The sequence below is a fragment of the Bradyrhizobium sp. HKCCYLS3070 genome (assembly GCF_051167575.1).
Classification (GTDB): Bacteria; Pseudomonadota; Alphaproteobacteria; order Rhizobiales; family Xanthobacteraceae; genus Bradyrhizobium.
Genome location: NZ_JBNPTI010000005.1, coordinates 154,010 through 172,876, shown reverse-complemented (window position 1 = coordinate 172,876; position 18,867 = coordinate 154,010). Strand labels below are relative to the sequence as shown.

Here is an 18,867-nt window from a genome sequence, read left to right as displayed (position 1 = left end):
GTTGCGATTGTAGTCCATTTCGGCAGCTTCTGTCAGCCGCCGGGAGGTTGGTCGGCGGCGTCACTGCACGCCGAAGCTCGCCACCCGGATGCCGCCGAACACGCCGAAGCCCGGCGCGAGGAATCCGGTCGGGTTCTGGTAGTGATGGTTGAAGAGGTTGTCGATCCGGCCGAACAGCTTGACCTGGTCGGACAGCGCGTAGTCGCTGCGCAGGTTGACGACCGTATAGCCGGGCGCGACGAGGCCCGTGGTCATGCCGTCGCGGCTGACGTCGAGCCAGTCGCCGATGTGCAGCAGCGTCGCTGACAGCGTCAGCGCATCGATCGGCCCCCATGTCGCGGTGGCGCTCCATTTCTCCTTCGGCCGCCGCAATAGCTGCAGGCCGGTAGTCGCATCGACCGCGCGGGTGAACGTGTAGTCCGCACGCAGCGAGATCCGGTCGGTGAGATCAGCGGTCACGAAGCTCTCGGTGCCCTCGGTGGTCGCGAGGCCGACATTGGCGTAGGAGGTGAAGGTCGCGTTGAAATTGATCAAGTCGGTGATGCTGTTGTGGAAGTAGGTCGCGCCGAAGCGGAGACGATCGTCGAACAGCGGCTGCTCGAAGCCGGCGTCGTAGCCGGTGCTCTGCTCCGGCCGGAGGTTGGGATTGGCGAAGAAGTTGAACGCCGGAAAATCCTGGTGCAACTGGCTCAGGGTCGGCGCCTTGAAGCCGGTGCCGTAGCTCGCCTTCAGCTTGGTCTCGGTCACCGGCAGGATCACCGCCGGCGCGATCCGGTAGGTGCCATGGCCGCCGAACTGGTCGTTGACGTCGTTGCGCAGGCTCGCCACCACGAACCAGCGCTTCGCGAACTCGGTCTGCAGCTCGACGAAGCCGGCCTTGTTGCCATTCTCGGCCGAGAGGTCGGCGGTCTTCAGCCGCTCGGTCTGCTGCTCCGCGCCGACGACGAGATTGTTATGCGGCGCCAGCTTGGTCACCGCGTGCCAGTCATACTTGATGCGCTCGCCGGCCGCGACCGCTGCCACCGGATTGCCAGCCGTCAGGTCGGACGACCGGTCGTTCACATAGTTGACGCCGAAGTAGTTCCGGATGCGGCCGCCGAGCAGCGACCACACGGCTTCCTGGCGTGTCGCAAGCTGGTGGACGGCGTGGTTGCTCTGGGCCGCGTCGGGAAAGCTCGGAAAGCCGCTGTCGCCGGTGAACAGCAGCGTCGCGTCGGTGTATCGAACCACCGAGTTCAGCGTCCAGGCCTCGTTGAGGTCGACGCCCAGCTTGGCCGAGGCGGTGAGGTTGTCGTAGGCATTGCCGATGGCCTTCTGCCCCGCAGGCAGCAGCTGCCACGGGGTCACCGGAACGTCGCCGGCGTGCAGATGCGCGACATTGACCGCGTAGTTGACATTGTTTTGTGAGCCGCTGACGCCGGCTGACTGGTTGAAGGTCTTGAACGAGCCGCTCTCGACCGAGGCGGTCGCGCGCGCCGGGCCCTCGCCCTTGCGCGTGATCACCGAGATCACCCCGCCGATCGCATCCGAGCCGTAGAGCCCGCTCTGCGGCCCGCGCAGCACCTCGAACTGCTGGATGTCGGCGGCGAGCAGATGCGCGAAATCGAACGCGCCATTGCCGTTGGTGACATCGCCGACGTCGATGCCGTCGATGAAGAGCTTGGTGTGATTGGCGTTGGTGCCGCGCATGAAGACGTTGGTCTGGCCGCCCGGGCCGCCGGCCTGCACCACGTTCAATCCGGGGATCGTGCTCAGGATGTCCGGCACGGTGCGGGCCTGCTGCGCGGCGATGTCCTTGTCGGTCACCACGGTGATCGCATTCGCGACGTGGGCCACTGGCGTGACGACACCGGTCGGGCTGACGGCGACGGGGGTTCCGGCTGGCGCGGCCGGCTTTGCCGCCGGCATCTGCTGATGCGCGGCGCTGGCGGTTCTGCGGGGGATGGCTGGTTTCTGAGCGATCGGCTCGCGCGGCGGGTCGACCTCAACCGGGGGCAGAAGGTCGGGGGAGGCGGATTGCTGCGCTGCTGTGGGCGAGGGGCCGAGCAGGGCGAATGACGAGAGGACGCAGAACGACGACAGAAGGGCGCGACTGCGCCTGGCATGGGGAACGGGAGACACGAGGAACCTCGGCATGACGTCAGTGGCACGTCACCGCGAACGAGGTCTCATGCAGCCCTTGGCAGGCCTGCCTGAAAACGATGCCAATAACGCCCCGACCGGCATCCTCGCGTGTGACCACGGCTGACGGCAGGTCTCCTGGCTCGCGGGTCGTCACCTCCACGTCGCCTTCCCGGGACCGAGATTTCCCAGTGGCCTTTGACGCGAGATTCGCCGCTTACAGTTGCGGGGGCAGCTGCGGCCTTCGGTCACGTCCCTTGCGAGACGCATCCGGCACCGCATTCCCTTTTGAGCCCCGGTCGAGGGGCACCGTCGCGATCACCGTAGGAGTGCGGGCGCACCAAAGTCAATCCGGCGCCCGGCGATCTCCTGGCGATAACGCTGGCCGGTCGGCTTGGTGATGCCCGGCCGCCTGCGACAACCATAGCCGTCGTCCCTGCGAACGCAGGGACCCATAGCCACCGGCGGTCGTGTGGCGAAGGACGACGACAAGACATTTTCCGCCAATTCACATCACGCGGTATGGGTCCCTGCGTTCGCAGGGACGACAGCGGAGCGCGAGTCGTTGCTGATGAGGATTGCGTCTTGTGAGCACCCGCTCACTTCTCGACCTTGTTGTGCACCATCCAGAATCGCAGCGTGCGCTGGGCGGTGTCGAGCGACAGGCGGCCGTAGTCGCGTTCCGCGAGCTTGAGCGTGTCGCTGTCGATGGCGTGCTTGATCGGCCGATGGGTCAGGATTTTCGCCACCACCGACCAGGCCAGCCCGGCGGCACGGCAAGGGATCAGCACGATGTCGGTGCGCGGGCCTTCGAGCACCTTGGCCATCATCTCGGTCGGGACGTTGTTGAGCAGGCCGAGTGCGGCGGAAACCTCGCCGAAGCGGCGGGTTTCGGCGAAGAAGGCGATGGCGGCATCGTTGAGCTCGTTCAGCCCCTTCATGCGCTTGACGGCCTCTTCGGCCAGCGTGAAGTCGCGCCCGACCAGGCCGCCGTCGCTGCGCGCAACGTCGGCGATCGCCTTGAGGATCTTCTTGATCTCCTGTTGCAACGCCGGCGGCGCCGAGGCCATCAGCCTGGCGCGCACGGCTTCGGTCGCGCGGCGCAGGAGGTCGCGCAGGTGCTTGGTGGGCAGGTCGACGCGCAGCCCGATGATCTCGGACAATTCGTCGTCGTCCTCGGCATGCGCCATCATCCCGGAATAGCCGGACTCGGAGAAGCGCGCGGTCTGGTTGTTGGCGAGCTTGCGGATCACCCGGCGCTCGCCGCGGTCGACGATGATGTCGGTCACCGCCTCGGTCAGATGCGGACGGCTGGAGATCGCCATCAGGTGATCCTGGCCCTTGGTCGCCGCGACCTCCACCAGCGTATGCTCGGTGAGCCGGCTCGAGTGCATCAGCACGTTCTCGGCCACCGAGATCTCGTCGTCGCGGGCGAGCTGCTGGATCAATTCGACGGGCGCGTAGTCGACCGGCGCGAGATGCTTGCTGAGCTCGGCTCGCGCGCGGGTCTCGACCCGCGAGACCAGCATGCACAGCACGTTGTCGAATACCTTGATCTGGTCCTCGCTGAGGCGTTCGCCGTCATGCAGGAACAGGTTGGTGACTTGGCGCAGCGTGTTGACGCGCTTCGCCGAGGTGCCGCTGCGGACGGCCTCTTCGAGTTCGGTGATGATGGAGTCTTCTGAAGGCGGAAGCTGTTCTGGCTGTGACACGATCGCGCTCGTTTGTCCGGATTGCCGGAGCGACAGCAACGCGATTGTGATCCGCTGCAAGGCTTTCGGCCGGAGCAGTTTTCGGCACGGGCGATAACAATGCGTTAGGGGCCGAAGGCGTAGTACTCCGGAGAAACACGGATACGGAAAATTAAGACGATACATATAGGGGGGATGACGGGCTGGAGCCCGGTCTTCCGGAGATTCGCCGGACAGGCGATGGAATGAGGTGCGAACACCTCCCCGCAGACGCGGCGACGACAGGCCAGCGAAGCGGAAAGGTTAATGATCTCATAAGGTCACAAACCTTCCTTCATCCAACTTGCTCGCTGCCCTCGATCTCACGTCAGCTGTCATCCTCCCAAGCCTTGAAACTTAAATCCCATTCTTGCCGCGGCCATTTTGCCGACGCGCCGTGCGATGCGTGGCGTCACCCGATGTTCCGGGGCAGGTTCGGCGGGGCGATGACCTCGCGCGAAAAATCAGCGCCAGCATCCTGCCGCATCTCGTGCGATAATCGCCGCGCAAATCGTTGAGGTCACCATGAAATCCGTCGTCATCACCGGCGCATCCACCGGCATCGGGTTCGCCTGTTCGAAGCTCCTGCTCGCGCGCGGCTTTCGCGTGTTCGGCAGCGTTCGCAAGCAGGCCGACGCAGACCGTCTGCGCGGCGAGCTCGGCGCCAACTTCATGCCGCTGCTGTTCGACGTGACCGACGAGGCGGCGGTGAAGGCGGCCGCCGGCGAGGTGCGAGCGGCGCTCAAGGGCGAGACGCTCGCCGGTCTCGTCAACAATGCCGGCATCGCCGTCGCCGGTCCCGTGACGGAGCTGCCGATCGCGCAGTTCCGCCATCAGATGGAGGTCAACGTCATCGGCCCGGTCATCGCGACCCAGGCGTTCGCGCCGCTGCTCGGGGCCGATCCAGCCATGACGGGAGAGCGCGGCCGGATCGTGATGATCAGCTCAGTCGCGGGCCGCAACGGCAACCCGCTGATGGCGCCCTATTCGACCTCCAAGCATGCGGTCGAAGGGCTGTCCGAGAGCCTGCGCCGTGAGCTGATGCTGTTCGGGATCGACGTCATCGTCATCGCGCCGGGCGCGGTGAAGACGCCGATCTGGGCCAAGGCCGACGAAGTCGACCTGTCGCCGTATCAGGCCTCGCCGTTCTTCCCGGCGCTGCAGAAGATCCGCGCCTTCATGCTGCATCTCGGCCAGTCCGGGCTGCCGGCCGAGACCATCGCCGCGCGGGTGGCCGACGCCTTGACCTTGCCGGCGCCCAAGGTGCGCTACGAGATCGCGCCCGATGCCATGAGGCAATGGATCGTGCGGGTGCTTCCGAAACGGACCGTCGATCGCATCATCGCCAAGCGGCTCGGCCTGATGCCCGCGATCAGGCCCTGATGCCGGCGATGACGACCATCGGCAAGACCCAGGCGGAGCTGACCCGCCTGGTCGAGGAGGAACTTCGCGCGCAGCCGGGCTGCGAGACGGCACGTGTGCCGGCCGTTCATGCGCTCGACGTGCGCAGCGGCCGCAACTGGGAGATCCCGCACGTCGTTCTCGGCGACAGCCTGATCAGCGACGTCGACCGCGCCGTGATGAGCGTGCAGCGCCGGCTCGGGCGCGCGTTTCACCTGATCGACGATCCGGTCACGGCGCCGGAAGCGGCAGCGACGCCGCAGGGCAACGCTGGCGACTCCTGACAATCCTTGCGGGGATGTAAGCCCTGCGGGCTCAGGTCAGCAGGCCCTGCCGCAGCGCCAGCCGCACCAGCTCGATGTCGCTGGCCACGCCGAGCTTGTCCTTGATCAGCGAGTGCAGGTTGGCGACCGTCTTCGGGCTGAGATGCAACGCTGACGCGATCTCGTCGGTGGTGCGTTCGGCGAGCAGCATCTGCATCACCTCGAACTCGCGCGCGGACAGGACGTCGGCGGCCGCGCGCTCGCCGGCGAGGCGGCTGAGCGCGAGCTCGTGATCGATGTCGGGGCTGATCGCGATGCGGCCTGCGAGCACGTCCATGACGGCGCGCACGAGCGTCTCCGGCGGGCTGCTCTTGGTGACATAGCCGCGGGCGCCGGCGCGGATCGCCTGCACCGCGAAGCCGGCATTCTCATGCATGGTGAAGACGAGGATGCGCGCGCCGCGATCCCATTGCCGGATGCGGCGGATGCCCTCGATGCCGCCGACGCCCGGCATGGTCAGGTCCATGATGACGAGATCGGGCCTGACCTCCTTGAACAGCCGGTAGGCTTCGGCGCCATCGGCGGCTTCGGCGACCACGCGCAGCCCCGGCTGCTTCTGCAGCATCGACCTGTAGCCCTCGCGGACCACGGCATGGTCGTCGACCAGCAGGATGGTGCCGGCGGGGGTCGTCATGCCGCACATGCCGTTTCCGGCTGGGTCGGCGCAGGCGAGAGGGCCGGGACCGGAATCTCGACGTGGAGGCGCGCGCCGCCGGAGGTGGCGGCGAAGCTCATCTGGCCTCCCATGGAGGCGACGCGCTCGCCCATGCCGAGCAGGCCCATGCCCGGCTTGTCGGGAGCTTCGCCGAGAAGACCGTCGTCTTCGACGGTGAGCAGGGTCGCGCTGACCGGCCCCTCCTGAAGCGTCAACTGCAACCGCACCCGCGTCGCGTCGGCGTGTTTGACGGCATTGGTGAGCGCCTCCTGCGCGATGCGGTAGATATTGGTGGCGATGATGCCCGGCAGTCGGTCGACGTCGCCCGACAGGTTGATCTCGAAAACGGTGCGGCCGTGCTGGCGCCTGTTCCAGCCGGCGACGAGGCCCTCCAGGCTGCCGGCGAGGCCGAGCTCGTCGACGTCCGGCGGGCGCAGCCGCATCAGCGCGCCGCGCAATTGCTCCATCATGTCGCTCGCGGTGCGCGCGATGCCGTCGCATTCGCCGACCAGAGCGGGGCAATCCTGCGCCGCGCTGTGACGGATCGATGCCGCGAGCGCCCGGATCGCCGCCAGCGACTGGCCGAATTCGTCATGCAGCTCGCGCGCCAGGTGGCGGCGCTCGTCGTCCTCCAAGGCGATCAGGCGCCGGGTCAATTCGCCGCGCTGGGCCAGCGCCGTCTCCAGCCCCTCGGCGAGCTGGTTGAAGGCAGCGCGGATCGCCGAGAGCTCGGCGAGGTCGAACGGCGGCAGCCGCGCCGACAGATCGTTGGCGGCGATCCGCTCCAGCCCGGCGCGGATCAGCCGGGTGGGGCGCAGCGCGCGGGCCAGCGCGGCGTAGGCCAGCGCGCACAGCAGCACCAGCGCCGTCCCGAGCACCGGCAGCAGCCGGCTGAGCTCGCGCCAGGCGTCCGCGGTCATGACGCCGGCGTCGATCCAGACGACGGCATCGCCCGTCGTTTCGTCGCGAAACCTGACCGGCCGTGCCGCTTCGCGGCCCGGATCGAACAGCCGCCGATACAGCATCGCGAAGGCGCGGGGCGGATCGTCCGTCTGCGCCTCGGCGCCGCCGCAGATGCGCTGCACGATCACGCCGTCGACGCCGCGATAGGCGATGCACAGGCCCGGTCGCATCGCCGCCGCCGCGACCGCATCGAGGTCGGGAAAGCCGGCCGGCGGACTGGCGACCCAATGCATCTTGCTTTGCTGCAATTGCAGCGTCCGGGCCGTGATCTCGGCGATCCGCTCATTGCGCACATGCACCGAGCGGTCGATGTCGAACAGCACATAGGCGCAGATCGCCGCGAAGCACAGCGCCGAGACCACCGAGATGCGCAGGGTCAGGCGGTATTTGAGGTCGTAGCGGGTCCACATCTTCGGTGTGTCCATGACAGCCCAGCCGGCCGGCATTTAACGGCAGAACCGTCCGGGCCAAAAGCGCCGCGGCCCGGTGGACGGTGCGGTCGTGAATTTTTCCCGTGCCGCGCCGGGACCGTGGCCGCTGCGGCGATGGCACGGCGGCGTCTAGCTTCCGACCGCCAGACATCGTTGCAGGGGGATCCCATGTCGAACCGTCGCGTCGTCCGTTGTCTCGTTCTCGCGCTTGCCTTCGCGGCCGGCCCGGTCCGCGCCGCCTCCGCCGATGTCCCGGCCGTGCTGGTCGACGATTTCAGCTATCTCGACACGTCCGGCGAGCCGGTCGATCAGACCGCCGCGCATCAGCGGCGGCTGGATGCGTTCATCGCCGCGCTCCGCCGCGATGTCGCCGCCGACGCGCGGCTGCGGCCGGTCAGCCCGTCCTGCGCACCGTCCTGTCCGACCGATGCGTCCCCGGAGGCCCGGCTGCAGATGGCGGCCGCGGCCGGCGCCACCGTCGTGATCACTGGCGGAGTCCAGAAGCTCTCCACCCTGGTGCAGTGGGCGCGCGCATCGGCCATCGACGTCGCCTCCCATCGGGTCCTGTTCGACAAGATCTTCACCTTCCGCGGCGACAGTGACGAGGCTTGGCAGCGCGCCGAGATGTTCGTCTCGCGCCAGGTCCGTGACGCACTGGCGCCGCCGGAGCCGATCCGGCTGGCGCTGCTGCCGTTCGAGCTCGACGACACCAGCGCGGGCGCCGCGCTCGGCGAGACCGAATCCGACCAGAAGGGGCTGCAGGAGACGACCGACGCGGTGCGGCAGCTGCTGGCACAGTCCGGGCGCTATCGCCTGGTGGATGCGGCCGGCGAGATCAAGCCGGGGCAGCCGGTGCGTGAGTGCGACGATTGCGAGGCGCGGGCGGCCCGCGCGCTCGGCGCCCAGCAATCGCTGCTCGGCATCGTGAGACGGATCGGCCGCACCGAATACATCATCGGCTTTCGTGTCCGCCAGGCCGACAGTGGGACGCTCGTCGTCGCCGGTGACAGCGGATTGCGCCTCGGCGCCAATTATTCCTGGAGCCGCGGCGCGGTGCGTCTGGTGCGCGAGCGGCTGCTCGAGACCGGCCCCCAGAATTGAAAAAGGGCGAGGATCGGTACGCGAGGACGGCAGTGATGCCACCTCTCGTCGCGGCGCGAGACGACACGTCGCCCTCCGTGCAAATCCGGGCTGTTGTGATTTGTGACGATTTCATTACGGTCGGATGACAGGATAGCCTTCCTTGATCTGTCGGCATGCGCCGACGAAGGGCGCCTGCTTTCGATCGCCTGATGTCACTGACCCCGAACGACCAACCGATCACCACGCTCGCCGCGGCGAGCGCAACGCGCTCCGCGGCGGTCCGGCTGTCCGCCGTCGCCGCGCCGCATGTCGCGGCGCTGGCCCTGATGCTGCACACCGAGACCGATTTCGGCTCGCGGCTCGGCTTCGTGCTGGCCTGGGGCATCCTGAACTGCTTCTGGCTGGTGCTGCTGCGGCGGCCCGCGGTGTCCGGCGCGTTGGCGCTGACCATGGTCGTGGTGCTGGTGCTGCTGTCGCAGCTCAAGCACGCCGTGGTCCAGATGACGGCGAACTTCGTCGACGTGATGCTGATCGACCACGACAGCGCGGCGTTCCTGTTCACGATCTTCCCGAACCTGAAGCTGTCGGTGCTGGTGGCGGCCGCCGTCGTGCTGCCGCTGATGGGGCTGTTGTGGTGGGCGGATCCGTTCCGGATCGCGCGGCTGCCGGCGCTCGCCGGCAAGCTCGCCTGCCTCGCGGCGCTCACGCTGTATTCGCTCAACTGGCGCGACGAGGCCTGGCGCGGCTATTATGACGATGGCTATCTGTCGAAATTCGCCCGCTCCGGCGTCACGGCGGTGTCGGACTTTCTCGCCAACGGCTTCATGGAATCCGACGGCACGGCTGATCGAAGTCTGGCTGCCTTCGTCCCGGATTCCTGTCATCCGGCCGCGCGCCGGCCGAACATCGTGCTGATCCACGACGAATCCAGCTTCGACATCCGCTCGGCGCCAGGCATCAAGGTACCAGCGGGCTATGGCAGCCATTTCAAGTCGTTCGACGGCAAGGCGCGGCAGTTCATGGCCGAGAGCAATGGCGGACCGAGCTGGTTCACCGAGTACAACGTACTCGCCGGCCTGTCGTCGCGCTCGTTCGGCCGCTTCGCCTATTTCGTGACGCGGATCGCGTCCGGCCGGGTCGAGCGCGGCCTGCCGCTGGCGCTGCGCAATTGCGGCTACGACACGGTGTCGCTCTATCCCGCGCAGGGCGCCTTCATGAGCGCGCGCAGCTTCCAGACCACGGTGGGCGTCGACCGCTTCCTCGACGCGCGCGATCTCGGCGCCAAGGGCGTCGAGCCCGACGGCTTCTTCTACGATGCCGCGCTCGATCTGATGCAGCACCGGCCGCGCGGAAAGCCGCTGTTCATGTTCGTTTATCTCGCCGCCAACCATTTCCCGTGGGAGACGACGTTCCGGCCCGACCTGACGCCGTCCTGGCGAGCGCCGGGCAATCTGCCTTCGATCGATGAGTATCTGCGCCGCCAGGCGATGAGCGCGACGGACTATCAGCGCTTCCTCGCCAGCCTGAAGAAGCGCTTCGGCGACCAGCCGTTCCTGATCGTGCGCTACGGCGATCACCAGCCGGAGTTCTCGCCGCACATTCTCGATCCCAAGCTCGACGAGGCCGGCATCGGCGAGAAGCTCGAAAGCTACGATCCGCGCTATTATCAGACCTATTACGCCGTCGATGCCGTCAACTTCGAGCCGCGCCAGAGCGCGGTCGTGATGGACCGGATCGACGCCGCCTATCTGCCGCTGGTCACCTTGGAGGCGGCCGGCATTCCGCTCGATCCGTCCTTCGCCGAGCAGAAGGACATCATGCTCCGCTGCAAGGGCGTGTTCTACGCCTGCGGCGACGGCGCCGAGGCGCGCCGGTTCAACCGCATGCTGATCGACGCCGAGCTGATCCGGGGGCTCTAGACTCTCACCGCCCGCGACGGGTCGGTGGCTTCACGGGATTGCGATCGATCCGTCATTCCATGGGAGGATTGTCGGGACGGCCGCGTTGGGCTACCCCGTGCGCTCCGTGTAAGCGAGAGGTTCGACATGTCCACATCCGTCAAAGAACTGATGGCCGCCGCCAACGCGGTGGTCCCCAAGATCACGCCGGCCGAGGCGCAGGCGATGATCGCCAAAGGCAACACGCTCGTCCTCGACGTGCGCGATGCGCCGGAGGTCGAGAAGAGCGGCAAGATCGAAGGCGCGCACCACGTCTCGCGCGGCATGGTCGAATTTCGCGCCGATCCGGACTCGCCCTATCACGACAAGAATTTCAGCAAGGACAAGAGCGTCATTCTGTACTGCGCCTCCGGCGGCCGTGCCGCGCTGGCGGGCAAGGCGCTGAAAGACCTCGGCTACGACAAGGTGTTCAACGTGGGCGGCTTCAAGGATTGGGCCGACAATGGCGGCGCGGTGGAGAAGCCGATCGAGCCGGGGATGTGAGCGTAAACTGCTCACTAGGGTCAGGACCCATTTAACCGACAGAACGCTCGGGCGAGCGGCTCAATCCCACAGGGAGATGGCCGGCTTCAACCTTTCGTATTCGAAAGCATGGCGTTCAATCTCTCTGCCGCCGGCACTTTGGGAGCGCCACTTCTCGTGATCGCAAAGACTTGACGCCTACGACGCGGTTTAATGGAAATCTGTGCAATGGCCCTGCTATCGGCGGGAATGGCGAGCTGTGGCATGATGGTTATGCCGATATCTTGGCTGACCATGTTTACGAGAGCTTCGGCATCTCGCACCCGCAGCACAATCGGCGGATTGATCTTAGCTTGATCGAATATTTGACGAATGGCGGGCTCGCAGCCGGACGCGGACATCAAAAATGGCTCGTCGGCCGCATCTGTCAGGCTAATTTGCCGCCGGCTGGCAAGACGATGGTCTGATGCGACGACGAGAACAAATTCATCCTCCATGATGACGATGGGCTGCACCGCCGGCGTCGTCTCTCCCGTCAGGCCGAGATCAATGATGTCTTTCTCAACCCATTCGCAAACTTCCGCATCGGTCCCCTCGATCAGACTGACCGTGATGCGTGGGTACATCCTTTTGAACTCCGCGAGTCGGGCCGGCAGAAGCCGCGCTGCAACGCTCGATACACTGCCGATGCGTATATGCCCCGCGAGCAATCCATTGACCGCGCTGCAGGTTTGTCGAATGCGTTCGACGGCTTGAAGTGCAGCCCGGGCGTCGGCGAGCACTGCCCGACCAAGTTCGGTGATTCTGATTCCGTCACGATGCCTTATAAGCAGCTGCCCGCCCAATACCGCCTCTAAATGCTTGATGCTTTGGCTGACCCCTGACTGGGTGAGGCCGATCTCTGTGGCTGCAGCCGAGAAGGTGCCGCAATCCACGACGCTGCTGAGCACCCGAAGGTGAGCGAGAGATATATTAGTAATTGTCATATGCAGCCGCTGTCGAAGTAATTTTACTTATACATGACCGGCATGCTCTTACAAGGCGGAACTACAGCCGGAGAGCGATCATGTCCGACGCCATAGCGATTGCGCTTGTTGGCGAATTCACCCCTTCCTTCCTGCCTCACACCGCAACCAACGATGCGATTGAGCATGCTCGGCTGACGCTGGAGGGACGAATTACGGCGGAATGGATCTCAACCGTCCAGCTGGAGGCCGGGGCAGCCGAACAGCTTCGGCGTTTTGATGCGATCTGGATTGTTCCCGGGAGCCCATACAAGAGCCTTCTCGGAGCCATCAATGCAATTCGTTACGCGCGCGAGAGCGGCGTTCCGCTCTTGGGGACTTGCGGGGGCTGCCAGCACGTTGTGATCGAATACAGTCGCAATGTCATGGGCTTCGAAGACGCCGCGCACGCCGAATATGATCCCTACGCCTCCAACCTCTTCATCACACCATTATCGTGCTCGCTCGTGGGGCAGACGATGGAAGTCAAAATCGAGCCGGGCAGCCTCGCAGATGCGATCTACGGGGGGAAGAATCCACGCGAGCAGTACTACTGCAATTTCGGACTGAACCCGGAGCATCAGCAGAAGCTACATGACGCAGGATTGAGAATCATTGGCACGGACGCATCCGGCGAAGCGAGGATTCTGACTATCCCCGCGCATCGCTTCTTCATTGCTACTCTCTATGTACCTCAGCTGACTTCGAGCATCACCCAGCCTCACCCGGTGATCCTGGAGTTTATGAGGGCTGCGATGGAATCTAACCGATGAGGTGCGGTTCTCGCGATGTCGGCAATCCGTTCGACGCAATATCGTAAGGTGCGGCTCTGGTCTCTCCTCTCTTGCCAGAGGCTGAGACTCTGATCGCCGACAAGGGGCTATGACAGCGATGCCTTCCGAGCGGCTCTCGCTAAGCGAGGAATAGAGCCTTGCATTCCGTCGCGGGCTGGGCGCAGATCGCCCCTAACATATTGCAAATCCCTGTATCGGCAGCGTCACAAGGTCGAGAATATGTTCGCCGGACTTAAGGACTGGCGACGTCTCTCCATGCGTTACGACCGCTGCGCTCACACATTCTTCAGCGCCATCTGTATCGCGGCAACTGTTATCTTCTGGCTCGATCAATGAGTCCCGACCCTAATGCGTGTGGAGGTTGCGCCAACCACCACCGTCATTGCGAGCGAGCCGAAGCAATCCAGAGTCCTCGTGACGCCCTGGATTGCTTCGCTGCGCTCACAATGACGCGGCGAGACTGTGGGGCCTACTTCGACATCTTGCTCCACAGCCAGCGCGCCACCGCCGGCGGCGAGGACTCCGCGTCACTGCCGGAGGCGCGCAGATTGGCCTGCTGCATGGTCGCGATGTCGATGCGGCCGAGCAGCGGTCGTAACGCATCCTGCAACGCGCGGTCCTCGGCACGCTTCGGCGACAGCAGCAGGATCGCGTCGTAAGGCGGGATCGCCTGCTTGGGATCGTCGAGCACGACGAGATCGTATTTCGCGATCAGGCCGTCGCTGGTGTAGCCGGCGATGACGTCGACCTCGCCGGAGGCGGCCGCGGCATACATGAAGTCGGGCTGCATCTGGCGCTGGGCGCGGAAGGCGAGGCCATAGGCGTCGCGCAGGGCCGCCCATTCCGGGCGCGAGAAGAACTCGTAGTCGCCGGCGATCGACATGTCGCTGGCGTGGCGCGCGAGGTCGGCGATCGAGCGGATGCCGAGCGCCTCGGCCGTCTTGCGCGGCATCACCAGCGCGTAGGCGTTCTCGAAGCCGAGCTCGCCGAGCAGGGTGACCTTGTCCTTGGCGAGATCCTGCTTCAGCGCATCGAGCAGCGCGGCGCGCGGCAACTGCTCCTTGTGGTGAAACTGGTTGGTCCACAGCGTGCCGGAGTAATCGACGTAGGCGTCGATGTCGCCGTTCTTCAGTGCCTCATAGATCACGCTGGAGCCAAGCCCGGCGCGTGTCGTCGCCGAGAGACCGGCTGCCTGCAGCCGCTCGCTGATCAAGGCCGACAGCACATATTGCTCGGTAAACGTCTTGGCGCCGATCACGTAGCGTGCCGAGCCGCCGGCCAGCGAGGGCAGGAGACTCGCGCCGACCATGAGCGCGATGGTTGCGGTGCCAAGCCCGACACGGGCACGGCTGCGCCTGCGCAGGCCATCCTCGATCAGCGCCAGCAACTGATCGATGGCAAGCGCTAGCACGGCGGCGGCAATGCAGCCGAACACGACCAGCACCCAGTTCTGGGTCTGCAAACCTGCAAAGATGTAGTTGCCGAGCGAGGTCTGGCCGATCGGTGTCGACAAGGTCGCGGTGCCGATCACCCACACCGCAGCGGTGCGGATGCCAGCCATGATCACCGGCAGCGCCAGCGGCAGCTCCACCATCGTCAGCGCCTGGCGCTCGGTCATCCCGACGCCTTTGGCGGCCTCGATCAGGCTTGCGTCGACGCCGTTCAGCCCGGTGATGGTGTTGCGCAGCACCGGCAGCATCGAATACAGCGCCAGCGCCAGCATGGCCGGCAGGAAGCCGAAGGCTGAGAACGAGAGCCCGAACCAGCGCAAGGTGAGTGCCGTCAGCGCCAGGAGCAGCGGATAGAACAGCGCCAGCAGCGCCAGTCCCGGCACCGTCTGCACCACGCTGGCGACGCCGAGCAGCAGATTGCGCAGGGCAGGGCGATTGCGCGCGAGCAGCGCCAGCGGAAAGCTCACGGCAAGGCCGAGCGCCAGCGCGGCGAGGCTCACGCGCAGATGGCTGCCGAGATAATCCGTGAGATGCGACAGCGCCTCGGTGAAGCGTGGATCGGACAGTGCGCTCATACTGAGCCGCTTTCGGGCAGCAGCGCGGCCAGCCGCGCCGCCTGCCGGCGCGGCGTCGTCATCAGCTCCGTCACGTAGGGGTCGCGGCTGGCCGCGAGCTCGGCCGGCGTGCCGATCTCGATCAGGCATCCGCCGCGCATCACCGCGATGCGGTCGGCGAGCAGCAGCGCCTCAGTGATGTCGTGCGTGATCATGATCGTGGTCAGCGCGAACTGCTCATGCAGGGCGCGGTAGTCGCTGCCGAGCGCATCACGCGTCAGCGGATCGAGCGCGCCGAACGGCTCGTCCATCAGCACGATCTTCGGCCGCGCCGCGAGCGCGCGGGCGACGCCGACGCGCTGGCGCTGGCCGCCCGAGAGCTCGTGCGGCAGCCGGTCGCGATGCGCCTTGCGGTCGAGCCGCACGAGGTCGAGCAGCTCGTCGACACGGGCGGCGATCTCGTTCGCGGGCGTACCGAGCAGCCTGGGGGTGATGCCGATATTGGCGGCAACCGTCATGTGCGGAAACAGCGCCCCGTTCTGGAACACGGTGCCAACCCGGCGACGCAGGCTGACAGGATCGAGGCCGGCGATATCCTCGCCAGCAATCCGGATCGCGCCGCCGTCCAGCTCGATCAGGCGGTTGGTCAGCCGCAGCAGTGTGGTCTTGCCCGAGCCGGAGCCGCCCACGATCGCCAGGAACTCACCCTCGGCGATCTCCAGCGAGACGCCGTCGACCGCGGTCACGGCGCCTGCCGGGCTGGGGAAACTCTTGCGGACGTTGGTGTAGACGATGAACGGCGTGCGCGGCATGCGGCCTTGCGGAATGTTGGCCTTAGGGTTGGCCTTAAGGTTGGCCTTGGGCTCAGTCAGACGACCTAGCACGTCCGGCCGCCGCGTTGAACTTCGCCGCGCAAGCGGCTAAGCCGTCCCGGCCATTCTCGGGGGAGGAACTTGGACGTGACGATGCCCACCGCCGCCGCGGTCGCGCTGGAGCGAACGACGGTGGCATTCCGTCTCGCCGGCGGACGCACCTACACCGCCGTCGAGACGGCGGATCTCAGCGTCGCCGATGGCGAGTTCGTCGCCATCGTCGGGCCGACCGGCTGCGGCAAATCCACCCTTCTCAACGTGGCGGCTGGGCTGCTGAAGCCGGCCGCCGGCCATGTGCGCATCTTCGGCCAGCCTCTGGCCGGCCTCAATCGCGACGCCGGCTACCTGTTTCAGGCCGACGCGCTGTTCCCATGGAAGACCGCGCTGGAGAACGTCGCGATCGGGCTCGAGGTCGCGGGCACGCCGTCGAAGGACGCGGCCGCCAAGGCGCAGCAATGGCTGACCTCGGTCGGCCTCGGCGCATTCGGCAACCGCTATCCGCACATGCTGTCGGGCGGCCAGCGCAAGCGCGTGGGGCTTGCCCAGGTGCTGATCCGCAATCCGCGCATCATCCTGATGGACGAGCCGTTCGGGCCACTGGACGCGCAGACGCGGCAGATCATGGGCAATCTGCTGCTCGATCTCTGGAATGCCGACCGCAAGGCGGTGCTGTTCGTGACCCACGATCTCGAGGAGGCGATCGCGCTCGCCGACCGCGTCGTCATCATGTCGGCCGGCCCGGCCTCGCGCATCATCGGCGACTGGCGCGTGACCCTGCCGCGTCCGCGCGACATCTTCGAGGTGCGCATGAAGCACGAGTTCCACGAGCTGCATCGCGAGATCTGGCAGACGCTGAAGGCGGAGGTCGAGAAGACCTACAAGCAGGCGGAGGCGGTGTGATGGGAGCAGTGACTCGTTCGATCATGAGAGCCTCGCTGTTTCCACTTGGACAGTGCACTCCCTCCTCCACAAGGGGAGAGGGAGCGGAGCGGCGTGCGCGGCTCGCGCTTTGTCTCTGTCACCACGGGCGCGGAGTAGCGTAATGTCGCGTCTCGGTCTGCTCGCGCTGCAATTGCTGGTCGCGGTCGTCGCGATTGCGCTGTGGCAACTGCTCGCCACCGTGCCCGTGTTCGGGCGCATCTGGCTTCCGCCGTTCTTCTTCTCCAATCCGGTCGACGTGTTCGCGCAGGTGATCAAATGGTTCGCCACCGGGGCCATCTGGAAGCACCTCGCGATCACCTTGTGGGAGTCGATCCTGGCGTTCGCGATCGGCTCGCTCGGCGGCGTGCTGGTCGGCTTCTGGTTCGCGCGCAAGCCGCTGGTCGCCGCCGTGTTCGATCCCTACGTCAAGATGGCCAATGCGCTGCCGCGCGTGGTGCTGGCGCCGATCTTCACGCTGTGGCTGGGGCTCGGCATCTGGTCCAAGGTCGCGCTCGGCGTGACCTTGGTGTTCTTCATCGTGTTCTTCAACGTCTATCAGGGCGTGAAGGAGGTCTCGACCGTGGTGCGCGACAACGCCCGCATGCTCGGCATGAGCGAGCGGCAACTGATGCGCCACGTCTATTGGCCGTCGGCGCTGTCGTGGATGTTCTCGTCGCTGCACACGTCGGTCGGCTTCGCCGTCGTCGGCGCTGTCGTCGGCGAATATCTCGGCTCCGCGGCCGGCCTCGGCTATCTGATCCAGCAGGCCGAAGGCATCTTCGACGTCGCCGGCGTCTTCGCCGGCATGTTCGTGCTGTCGGCATTCGTCATCCTGATCGACATCTGCGTCACGCTTGTGGAGCGGCGGCTGCTGGTGTGGCGGCCTGACGCCGCCGAGGGCCGATGATGGCCGGGCTGCTGCGCCACCCGCCGCTGTCGTCCCCGCGAAAGCGGGGACCCATAACCACAGGGCGGCGTTTGTGGCACGCGGGACGACCAGTCTTTTCCAACCGGAACATCACGCGGTATGGGTCCCTGCTTTCGCAGGGACGACAGCGGAGTTTTGGGCGGCCTTCTCAATCTACGCCGACATGCCCAACCTGACTGACAACATGAACGGAGGAAACACATGAACAAGATGTTGAGCCGGGTCACCGGCGCGCTGCTGGCGCTGACGTTGAGCACTGGTCTCGCCAGCGCTGCCACCAAGGTCACGATCGCAATCGGGGGCGGCGCCTGCCTGTGCTATCTGCCGACCGTGCTGGCCAAGCAGCTCGGCGAATACGAGAAGGCCGGGCTCGAGGTCGAGCTGGTCGACCTCAAGGGCGGCTCGGATGCGCTGAAGGCCGTGCTCGGCGGCAGCGCCGACGTCGTCTCCGGCTATTTCGATCACTGCGTCAATCTCGCGGCCAAGAAGCAGGAGATGCAGTCCTTCGTCGTCTACGACCGCTATCCCGGTCTCGTGCTGGTGGTGGCGCCGTCGCACAACAAGGAGATCAGCTCGGTCAAGGATCTCGCCGGCAAGAAGGTCGGCGTCAGCGCGCCGGGCTCCTCGACCGACTTCTTCCTGAAGTACATGCTGAAGAAGAACGGTCTCGATCCGTCGGGCACCGCGGTGATCGGCGTCGGTCTCGGCGCCACCGCGGTGGCCGCGATGGAGCAGGGCCAGATCGATGCGGCCGTCATGCTCGATCCCTCGGTCACCGTGCTGCAGGGCAAGCATCCGGACCTCAAGATCCTCAGCGATACCCGCACCCAGCACGACACGCTGGAGGTGTTCGGCGGCGAGTATCCCGGCGGCGCGCTGTATTCGACCGCGGCCTGGATCGCCGGCCATGACAAGGAGACGCAGGCGCTGACCAACGCCATCGTGGCGACGCTGGGCTGGATCCATTCGCACACGCCGGAGGAAATCATGGCGAAGATGCCGGAGGAACTCGTCGGCAAGGACAAGGCGCTGTATCTCGCGGCGCTCAAGAACACCATCCCGATGTACTCGCAGACCGGCAAGATGGATCCGAAGGGCGCCGACGCTGTGCTCGCCGTGTTCAGCACCGGCTCGCCCGATGTCGCCAAGGCCAATGTCGACGTCAGCAAGACCTTCACCAACAAGTTCGTTGAGCAGGCGAAGGGGGCGAAATAGC

General features: G+C 65.9%; 16 protein-coding genes, 1 pseudogene and 1 riboswitch. Of the genes and pseudogenes, 10 read left to right on the top strand and 7 right to left on the bottom strand.

From position 1 onward, the window contains the following. Window positions 1-60 precede the first annotated feature (60 nt). Together ACQR03_RS18385 and ACQR03_RS18380 are read right to left on the bottom strand one after the other, a co-directional pair. Window positions 61-2,136, bottom strand: coding sequence for a TonB-dependent receptor plug domain-containing protein (locus ACQR03_RS18385; RefSeq protein WP_434841413.1), 2,076 nt, complete (start codon window positions 2,134-2,136; stop codon window positions 61-63). A gap of 96 nt (window positions 2,137-2,232) precedes the next feature. Beyond that, window positions 2,233-2,450, bottom strand: a riboswitch (cobalamin riboswitch). A 270-nt stretch (window positions 2,451-2,720) separates the two neighbouring features. Continuing rightward, window positions 2,721-3,833 carry a DUF2336 domain-containing protein gene (locus ACQR03_RS18380; protein ID WP_315752746.1) on the bottom strand — a complete coding sequence of 371 codons (1,113 nt, stop codon included), beginning with the start codon at window positions 3,831-3,833 and terminating at the stop codon, window positions 2,721-2,723. 543 nt (window positions 3,834-4,376) lie between these two features. On the opposite strand from ACQR03_RS18380, the gene ACQR03_RS18375 reads away from it, so the two are divergent. Both ACQR03_RS18375 and ACQR03_RS18370 read left to right on the top strand, forming a co-directional pair. Next, window positions 4,377-5,234, top strand: a complete 858-nt coding sequence (locus ACQR03_RS18375; RefSeq protein WP_316192850.1) for an SDR family oxidoreductase — start codon at window positions 4,377-4,379, stop codon at window positions 5,232-5,234. Then, window positions 5,234-5,536 (top strand): hypothetical protein, encoded by a 303-nt coding sequence (locus ACQR03_RS18370; RefSeq protein WP_315825236.1) that lies wholly within the window; start codon window positions 5,234-5,236, stop codon window positions 5,534-5,536. Before ACQR03_RS18375 ends, ACQR03_RS18370 begins: the two co-directional genes overlap by 1 nt. Window positions 5,537-5,567: 31 nt before the next feature. Here the strand turns inward: ACQR03_RS18370 and ACQR03_RS18365 are convergent, their stop codons facing one another. Together ACQR03_RS18365 and ACQR03_RS18360 are read right to left on the bottom strand one after the other, a co-directional pair. Next, window positions 5,568-6,209, bottom strand: a complete 642-nt coding sequence (locus ACQR03_RS18365; RefSeq protein ID WP_315713335.1) for a response regulator transcription factor — start codon at window positions 6,207-6,209, stop codon at window positions 5,568-5,570. Further along, entirely contained in the window at window positions 6,206-7,603 is a 1,398-nt protein-coding gene (locus ACQR03_RS18360; protein WP_316192946.1) for a histidine kinase, read from the bottom strand. The genes ACQR03_RS18365 and ACQR03_RS18360 overlap by 4 nt, the downstream gene beginning before the upstream one ends. A 189-nt stretch (window positions 7,604-7,792) precedes the next feature. On the opposite strand from ACQR03_RS18360, the gene ACQR03_RS18355 reads away from it, so the two are divergent. The 3 genes from ACQR03_RS18355 to ACQR03_RS18345 all read left to right on the top strand — a co-directional run bounded on the left by ACQR03_RS18355 (window position 7,793) and on the right by ACQR03_RS18345 (window position 11,148). Continuing rightward, window positions 7,793-8,725: a DUF2380 domain-containing protein gene (locus tag ACQR03_RS18355; protein ID WP_315752750.1), complete on the top strand. Its 933-nt coding sequence runs from the start codon at window positions 7,793-7,795 to the stop codon at window positions 8,723-8,725. 191 nt (window positions 8,726-8,916) lie between these two features. Further along, entirely contained in the window at window positions 8,917-10,626 is a 1,710-nt protein-coding gene (locus tag ACQR03_RS18350; protein WP_315713333.1) for a sulfatase-like hydrolase/transferase, read from the top strand. A gap of 126 nt (window positions 10,627-10,752) precedes the next feature. Further along, on the top strand, window positions 10,753-11,148 hold the full coding sequence (locus ACQR03_RS18345; protein ID WP_315752751.1) for a rhodanese-like domain-containing protein: 396 nt from the start codon (window positions 10,753-10,755) through the stop codon (window positions 11,146-11,148). Between the two features lie 86 nt (window positions 11,149-11,234). Here ACQR03_RS18345 and ACQR03_RS18340 read toward each other — a convergent pair whose 3' ends face one another. Continuing rightward, window positions 11,235-12,113 (bottom strand): LysR family transcriptional regulator, encoded by an 879-nt coding sequence (locus ACQR03_RS18340; RefSeq protein ID WP_315752752.1) that lies wholly within the window; start codon window positions 12,111-12,113, stop codon window positions 11,235-11,237. An 80-nt stretch (window positions 12,114-12,193) separates the two neighbouring features. Here ACQR03_RS18340 and ACQR03_RS18335 point away from each other — a divergent pair, with 80 nt between their 5' ends. After that, complete coding sequence (locus ACQR03_RS18335) at window positions 12,194-12,904, top strand: CTP synthase C-terminal region-related (seleno)protein (protein ID WP_315752753.1); 711 nt, start codon at window positions 12,194-12,196, stop codon at window positions 12,902-12,904. Window positions 12,905-13,018: 114 nt separating this feature from the next. Then, window positions 13,019-13,261 (top strand): annotated as a pseudogene (locus tag ACQR03_RS18330) (transposase); the annotation flags it as partial. 133 nt (window positions 13,262-13,394) lie between these two features. On the opposite strand, the gene ACQR03_RS18325 reads toward ACQR03_RS18330, so the two are convergent. Together ACQR03_RS18325 and ACQR03_RS18320 are read right to left on the bottom strand one after the other, a co-directional pair. Then, window positions 13,395-14,951, bottom strand: a complete 1,557-nt coding sequence (locus tag ACQR03_RS18325; RefSeq protein ID WP_315769080.1) for a glycine betaine ABC transporter substrate-binding protein — start codon at window positions 14,949-14,951, stop codon at window positions 13,395-13,397. Next, the gene (locus ACQR03_RS18320; RefSeq protein ID WP_434841451.1) at window positions 14,948-15,742 is read right to left on the bottom strand and encodes an ATP-binding cassette domain-containing protein; all 795 of its coding nucleotides are present in this window, start codon (window positions 15,740-15,742) and stop codon (window positions 14,948-14,950) included. Before ACQR03_RS18320 ends, ACQR03_RS18325 begins: the two co-directional genes overlap by 4 nt. A 153-nt stretch (window positions 15,743-15,895) precedes the next feature. Here ACQR03_RS18320 and ACQR03_RS18315 point away from each other — a divergent pair, with 153 nt between their 5' ends. From ACQR03_RS18315 to ACQR03_RS18305, 3 genes are all read left to right on the top strand, one after another. Then, a complete protein-coding gene (locus ACQR03_RS18315; RefSeq protein ID WP_409997663.1) occupies window positions 15,896-16,702 on the top strand; it encodes an ABC transporter ATP-binding protein in 807 nt (268 codons plus the stop codon). 142 nt (window positions 16,703-16,844) lie between these two features. Beyond that, entirely contained in the window at window positions 16,845-17,630 is a 786-nt protein-coding gene (locus tag ACQR03_RS18310) for an ABC transporter permease (protein ID WP_315769078.1), read from the top strand. A 222-nt stretch (window positions 17,631-17,852) separates the two neighbouring features. Next, entirely contained in the window at window positions 17,853-18,866 is a 1,014-nt protein-coding gene (locus ACQR03_RS18305; RefSeq protein ID WP_315713327.1) for an ABC transporter substrate-binding protein, read from the top strand. Window position 18,867: the final 1 nt, after the last annotated feature.